Consider the following 6,150-nt stretch of genomic DNA (forward strand, 5'->3'; position numbering starts at 1 on the left):
ATATCGTCGGTCGCGACGACGACCTGCGCTGCTCCGGCCGCCTGCGCGCGGCGCACGACGTGACGGATCATCGGCTCGCCGGCCAGCGGCAGCAGCGGCTTGCCGGGCAGGCGCGTCGAGGCGTAGCGCGCGGGGATGGCGACGATGAAAGGCTGCGTCATGCGAGGGGTGCTTCGCGCTGTCGTTGCGGGGCTTGAATCATAGTGCAACGCCGCGGCGCGATCGCGCTCACGGTTGCGGCAGGCGCTCGATGTGGCGCTTCGCCTTCTCGTCGGCAACCATCCTGCGCACGTCGGCGAGCAACTGCTTCGCATCGAACACGATGCCGTCCTTGATCGTGTACTCGACGCCGCCGACGCGGCGCACCTTGCCGTCGTCGCCGAGGCGAATGTGGCCGGTGCCGTAGAGCACTTTGAGATTCGCCAGCGGATTTTCCTTGAGCACGACGAGATCGGCGAACTTGCCCGGTTCGACCGTGCCGAGGCGCTGCTCCTCGCCGAGCGCCTGTGCGCCATTGAGCGTCGCCGAGCGGATCACTTCGAGCGGATGGAATCCAGCCTCGCGCAGCAGCTCGAGTTCCTGGATCGTGCCGAAGCCGTAGAGCTGGTAGATGAAACCCGAATCCGAGCCGACCGTGACGCGGCCGCCGCGGTTCTTGTAGTCGTTGACGAAATCCATCCAGCGCTGATAGTTGCGGCGCCACGCGACTTCGTCTTCCGTGCCCCAGTCGAAGAAGAAGCTGCCGTGATGGTCGCGGTTCGGCGTGTAGAAATCCCACAACGACGGCAGCGTGTATTCCTCGTGCCAGTCCGCGCGGCGCGCGCGCATCAGGTCGCGCGAGGCGTTGTAGATCGTGAAAGTCGGATCGATCGTGAAGTCGAGCTTGAGCAGTTCACCGATCACCGCCTCGTATTTGTCGCTGCCCTTCTGCGCGGCCTGCGCCCACAGGCGCCCGGCCTGGCCGAAGCGGTCGGCCTCGTTGTTGTAGTTGTAGGCCGGCGGATAATCCTGCACGGTGCGGTCGTCGAACAGCGCCTCGGGCAGGCCGTACCAGTGCTCCATCGAGGTCAGGCCCCAGCGCGCCGTGGTCAGCACGTTCACGCGCGCCACGTCGAGCTGGGCGTGATGGCAGGCGCTGCGCATGCCCTGTTTCTTCAACTCGTCGAACGCGGCCTCGAGCACGTCGGGCCGGTAGCCGAAGCACTTCATGCCGACGATGCCTTTGGCCTTCATCTCGCGCACCCACTCGCGCGCCTGCTCGGGCCGCGTCATCGGCGCGCGTTCCTTGAAACCGAACGCCGCATACGGAAAGATGCGCGGCGCGGTGATCGCGTTCGTCGCGCTGCGCTTGGCTTCGCTCACACACCAGTCGACGCCGTTCATGCAGCCGGGCTCGCGCACCGTGGTGATGCCGTTGCCGAGCCAGAGTTTGTAGACGTACTCCGCCGGCGTGCCCTGCTCCGCGCCGCCGATATGGCCGTGCATGTCGATGATGCCCGGCATCACGTAGTGCCCGGTCAGATCGATCTCGCGCCCGCCTGTGGCGAGCTTGGGTCGTTTGTCCGCATCGATGGCCGCGCCTGGATTGCCGACCGACTGCACCTTGACGATGCGATTGCCCTCGATCACGACATCGGCCGGTCCAAACGCCGGGCTGCCGGTGCCGTTGATCACGATCACGCCGCGCAGGATCAGCTGCGGATACGGCCCTTCGCCTTCGTGGCGCTGCGGTGCCGGGGCCACTTCGCTCTTCGGCTGCGCAGGCGCAGCCGCTGCAAACGCAACACCATGCGCGCAAAGCAGCGCCACGGCAAGCGCCGCCATTCCGACCCGAATACACATGCCATCTCCCCGCTGCTGTCCGTCGTGGCTTCGTAAAATATCAGAGATCGCAGGACACAATGGCTGCATCGCCACGCCGACTTTGGTTCCGTGTCATGCAAACGAAGCGGCCCGGGTCTCTTCACCCGACATGCGATAATTTTCCCGGCCGACGCAAAACCGCCAGATTTTTTCACACGCCTCGAACAACCCATGGCCAAGCTGCGCAAATGAATCCCGACTCGCGCGTTCCGGTGGGCGCCCCGGACATCGCCGCACCGCAGCAGCATCGAGCCCGCTCGCCGCTCTACGCACCCGCACTGATGGCCGCAAGCGCCGTGTTGTTCGCGCTGATGGCGGTCGCGCTGCGCTTCGCCACCGCGCAGGTCAGCGCGTTTGAGGCGGGCTTCTTCCGCAGCCTGTTCGGCCTGATTTTCGCGCTGCCGCTGCTGATCAAGCCGGGTCTCGGCATGTTGCGCACGCGCAGCTTCGGCCTGTACCTGGTGCGCGGCACGACCGGCACGCTGTCGATGCTGGCAAGCTTCTGGGCGCTGGCCCACCTGCCGCTCGCGCAGGCCATATCGATCTCGTACTCGACACCGCTGTTTGTCACCGTCGGCGCCGTGCTCATCCTCGGCGAGGTCGTGCGCGCAAGGCGGTGGAGCGCGGTCGTCGTCGGTTTCGTCGGCGTGCTCATCATCATGCGCCCGGGCGGCATGGCTGATTCAAATCAATACGTTTCGTTCGACATGCTGATCGCACTGGCCGGCGCAGCGTTCGCGGCGATGTCCTACATCGCGATCAAGTACCTTTCGCGCACCGAATCGCCCGATGCGGTGGTGATCTACATGTCGGCGATCATGACCGTGATGTCGCTCGTGCCTGCGTTGCTGCACTGGACCTGGCCCGATGCGGCCGGTTGGTTCTGGCTCGTGCTGACCGGCCTGCTCGCGACGATCGCCCAGGTGTGCATGACGCGCGCCTACCAGGCCGGCGAGGTGTCGGCGTTGATCCCGATCAACTTCATCCAGTTGCCGGTCGTGGTCGCCTGCGCCTGGTTTGCCTTCGGCCAGACCATCGACACGGCGACCGTGATCGGCGCGGTCATCATCATCGGTGCGAACGTCTACATTGCGCGGCGAGAGGCGATGCTCGCGCGGCGCACCGTGACCGATCCCGAGATTGCGCCGAGCGAGTCGGGACAGTCGGCTTGAGCGCGCGTTCGCGCATCCGCCGGCGCCCTGCTTCGGTTACATTGCGCGCACCACATCCGGGACAAGCAACATGGGCAGCGAGGAAAACGGCATCGGCATGCAGCTTCGGCAAGCTGCGGCACGCACGCGCTTCAGCGAAATCGGCAGCTTCGCCGCGCTGGCCTTCAGCCTGCTCGCGCTGGTCACCTCGGCCTACCAGACCCGCCTGATGCAGGCGCAGACCGAGCTGATGCAGACCCAGGCGCGTGCGAGCGTATGGCCCTATGTCACGATCGGCAAGAATGAAGACGGGATACCGGGCCGCGAAGCGTTCACCTGGCGCGTCGACAATAACGGCGTCGGCCCGGCGAAGATCGAATCGGTGCGCGTTCTGGTCGACGGCCAGCCTTATCGCAACTGGGCGGAAGTGTTCGCGAAGATCGCACCCGGCCAGGAATTCCACGGCCAGACGTCTTCGCTCAACGGCATCGTGCTGCCGCCGAGCACGAATCGCGAGACGGTGGTCGAGATGGTCAAACCGAACACGCCCGAGCGCGCGAAGGCGTTCCTGACGGCGGCGCCGCGCACGACGATCGAGGTCTGCTACTGCTCGGTCTACGACGAGTGCTGGCTCGTGCGCTCGCTGCAGACCGACAACAAGCCCGTGCCGCGCTGCGAAACCAAGGGCACGGTGCAGTTCGAGCAGTAACGCCTCGTTTCTCGCCTGGCGCGCTGCGTCGCGCTACCCTTGACGCCGATTCCACGTCGCGCAGATTTGCATGTCCATCGAATCGCAACATCCGAACGGGGAGCCCGTCACATCGTCGGGCGATGCACAAGCCAACGCACGACGATCGTCGACCGCGCAGATCAGCAGCATCGTCGCACTCGCGGTCAGCGTGCTCGCGCTCGCCACGGGCGCCTACCAGACGCGACTGATGCAGGCCCAGGCACGCGCCAGCGTGTGGCCGATCGTTTCGCTGGGGCTGAGCTATTTCGGCAGCCGCGACAAGGGCGGCTTCACCTGGGAGGTCGAGAACAACGGCGTCGGCCCCGCGCTGATCAAATCGGTCACGCTGAGCCTCGACGGCAAGCCGATGCGCAACTGGGACGAAGTCTTCCAGGTGCTGTTCGGCCACGGCCGCGAAAACGCAACGGTCTCGAGCATCAACGGCAATGTGCTGCCGCCGAGCACGAATCGCGAGACGACGATCGCTGCCATCCGTACGACGCAGCCCGACGAGGCCAAGGCCCTGTTCGATGCCAAGGACCGCTTCAAGATGAGCGTCTGCTACTGCTCGGTCTATGAAGAATGCTGGGAAGCACAGTGGCTCAAGCGCGATGTCGCCCCGGTCGCGCAATGTTCCGTGGCGAACACAGTGCAGTTCGAGCAGTAATCCTTCAGGCAGCGCGCCGGGTGAATTTCGTCGCGATGTAGTTCTCGACGATGCCGACGAACTCCTGCGCAATGCCTTCACCGCACAGGGTCATCGCCTTTTGTCCGTCGATGAACACCGGCGCGGCCGGCGCCTCACCCGTGCCGGGCAGCGAGATGCCGATGTTCGCGTGCTTGGATTCGCCGGGACCGTTGACGACGCAGCCCATCACCGCAAGCGTGAGGTTCTCGACACCGTCGTACTTGATGCGCCATTCGGGCATCTTCGCGCGCACATGCTCCTGCACGGTCTTGGCGAGCTCCTGGAAGAACACGCTCGTGGTGCGCCCGCAACCGGGACACGCGGTGACGAGCGGCGTGAACGCGCGCAGGCCCATCGTCTGCAACAGTTCCTGGGCGACGATGACCTCGCGCGTGCGCGACTCGTTCGGCTCGGGCGTCAGCGAGATGCGGATCGTGTCGCCGATGCCCTCCTGCAGCAGAACGGCGAGCGCGGCGCTCGAGGCGACGATGCCCTTCGAGCCCATGCCGGCTTCGGTCAGGCCGAGGTGCAGCGCGTAGTCGCAGCGCGCGGCAAGGTCGCGGTACACGGCGATCAATTCCTGCACGCCGGAAACCTTGCACGAGAGGATGATGCGGTCGCGCGTCATGCCCAGTTCCTCGGCGCGCGCAGCCGAATCGAGCGCCGAGCGGATCAGCGCCTCGCGCGCGACGTGCGCGGCATCCCAGGGCTCGACGCGCGCATGGTTCTCATCCATCAGCGCGGCGACCATGCTCTGGTCGAGCGAGCCCCAGTTCGCGCCGATGCGCACTGGCTTCGCGTACTTCAGGGCAAATTCTATAATTGTGAAAAATTGCACATCTCGCTTGCGGCCGAAACCGACATTGCCCGGGTTGATGCGGTATTTCGCCAACGCCTCGGCGCAGGCCGGTTCGCCGGCGAGCAACTGGTGGCCGTTGTAGTGGAAGTCGCCGATCAGCGGCACGCCGACACCCTGCATGTCGAGGCGCTCGCGGATCTTCGGCACCGCGGCCGCCGCTTCCGGCGTGTTCACCGTGATGCGCACGATTTCGGAGCCGGCGCGCGCGAGCTCGGCGACCTGTTTCGCGGTCGAGGCGACGTCGGCCGTGTCGGTGTTGGTCATCGACTGCACGACGACGGGCGCCGTGCCACCGACGTGCACGTTGCCGATGGCGACGCCGACCGACAGGCGCCGGTCCAGCGTGCCTGGGCGCGCGGAGTGAGGCTGGGAGGAATTGTTCATGCGAAACCGGAGTGGATCGGCCGATACGTAGCCGTTGTCGTCCGGATTTTAGCGGATACGCACGCAAGTCGCCGCGAATGCCTACATATGCGCGTCGCTTTCGTCGCTGCCCCCGCCCACGATGCGTTCAATGGCGTCGCTGGACAGGATGATTTTCTGGTACAGCCCCGCATCCTGCGCACTGAACTGGGCAACGCGGACCGACCGCGGCATCGTGCCAGCGCCGGTCTCGTCGATGCGCACCACCTCGACCCCGACCGCATCGCGCGCGAACGGACGCGGCACGAGTATGCCCTGCCCATTGGCCTGCCGGCCCTCACTTGACGCGCCGACCAGGATGCCGCGAACCGGTGCCAGCGACACGCCATTCATGTCGAGCGCATAGACCGCGACCGGAATCGGCGAGGGCAGCAATTCGACGCCGGCCTCGACCGCCGCGTCGGCTTGCGTACGCAGCCAGCGCAAGGCGCCGTAG

7 protein-coding genes are annotated in these 6,150 nt (G+C 65.8%); 3 read left to right on the forward strand and 4 right to left on the reverse strand.

Annotated features, from left to right (window positions below; translation table 11 throughout):
* Together VF497_RS15475 and VF497_RS15480 are read right to left on the reverse strand one after the other, a co-directional pair.
* A partial coding sequence (locus tag VF497_RS15475; RefSeq protein WP_330890341.1) for a cytidylyltransferase domain-containing protein occupies positions 1 to 161 on the reverse strand: 161 nt, incomplete at its 3' end.
* 67 nt (positions 162 to 228) lie between these two features.
* Positions 229 to 1,842 carry an amidohydrolase family protein gene (locus VF497_RS15480; protein ID WP_330890331.1) on the reverse strand — a complete coding sequence of 538 codons (1,614 nt, stop codon included), beginning with the start codon at positions 1,840 to 1,842 and terminating at the stop codon, positions 229 to 231.
* Positions 1,843 to 2,144: 302 nt separating this feature from the next.
* Here VF497_RS15480 and VF497_RS15485 point away from each other — a divergent pair, with 302 nt between their 5' ends.
* The 3 genes from VF497_RS15485 (at position 2,145) to VF497_RS15495 (ending at position 4,411) form a co-directional block, all read left to right on the forward strand.
* Positions 2,145 to 3,035, forward strand: coding sequence for a DMT family transporter (locus VF497_RS15485; protein WP_330890343.1), 891 nt, complete (start codon positions 2,145 to 2,147; stop codon positions 3,033 to 3,035).
* Positions 3,036 to 3,105: 70 nt separating this feature from the next.
* Positions 3,106 to 3,723 carry a hypothetical protein gene (locus VF497_RS15490; protein WP_330890333.1) on the forward strand — a complete coding sequence of 206 codons (618 nt, stop codon included), beginning with the start codon at positions 3,106 to 3,108 and terminating at the stop codon, positions 3,721 to 3,723.
* Between the two features lie 70 nt (positions 3,724 to 3,793).
* On the forward strand, positions 3,794 to 4,411 hold the full coding sequence (locus tag VF497_RS15495) for a hypothetical protein (RefSeq protein WP_330890335.1): 618 nt from the start codon (positions 3,794 to 3,796) through the stop codon (positions 4,409 to 4,411).
* A gap of 4 nt (positions 4,412 to 4,415) precedes the next feature.
* On the opposite strand, the gene ispG is transcribed toward VF497_RS15495, so the two are convergent.
* A complete protein-coding gene (gene ispG, locus VF497_RS15500; RefSeq protein WP_330890337.1) occupies positions 4,416 to 5,675 on the reverse strand; it encodes a flavodoxin-dependent (E)-4-hydroxy-3-methylbut-2-enyl-diphosphate synthase in 1,260 nt (419 codons plus the stop codon).
* 81 nt (positions 5,676 to 5,756) lie between these two features.
* Positions 5,757 to 6,150, reverse strand: a 394-nt coding sequence (locus VF497_RS15505; protein WP_330890339.1) for a hypothetical protein, incomplete at its 5' end; no start/stop codon positions are given.

Origin of the sequence: Rudaea sp., from assembly GCF_036383415.1 — a bacterium.
Taxonomy (GTDB): Bacteria; Pseudomonadota; Gammaproteobacteria; order Xanthomonadales; family Rhodanobacteraceae; genus Rudaea.

What these genes read in the sequence shown, in the direction of transcription:
- VF497_RS15490 (WP_330890333.1), top strand. Translation starts at nt 3,106, where the DNA reads ATGGGCAGCGAGGAAAACGGCATCGGCATGCAGCTTCGGCAAGCTGCG.
- ispG (WP_330890337.1), bottom strand. Translation starts at nt 5,675, where the DNA reads ATGAACAATTCCTCCCAGCCTCACTCCGCGCGCCCAGGCACGCTGGAC.
- VF497_RS15485 (WP_330890343.1), top strand. Translation starts at nt 2,145, where the DNA reads ATGGCCGCAAGCGCCGTGTTGTTCGCGCTGATGGCGGTCGCGCTGCGC.
- VF497_RS15495 (WP_330890335.1), top strand. Translation starts at nt 3,794, where the DNA reads ATGTCCATCGAATCGCAACATCCGAACGGGGAGCCCGTCACATCGTCG.
- VF497_RS15480 (WP_330890331.1), bottom strand. Translation starts at nt 1,842, where the DNA reads ATGTGTATTCGGGTCGGAATGGCGGCGCTTGCCGTGGCGCTGCTTTGC.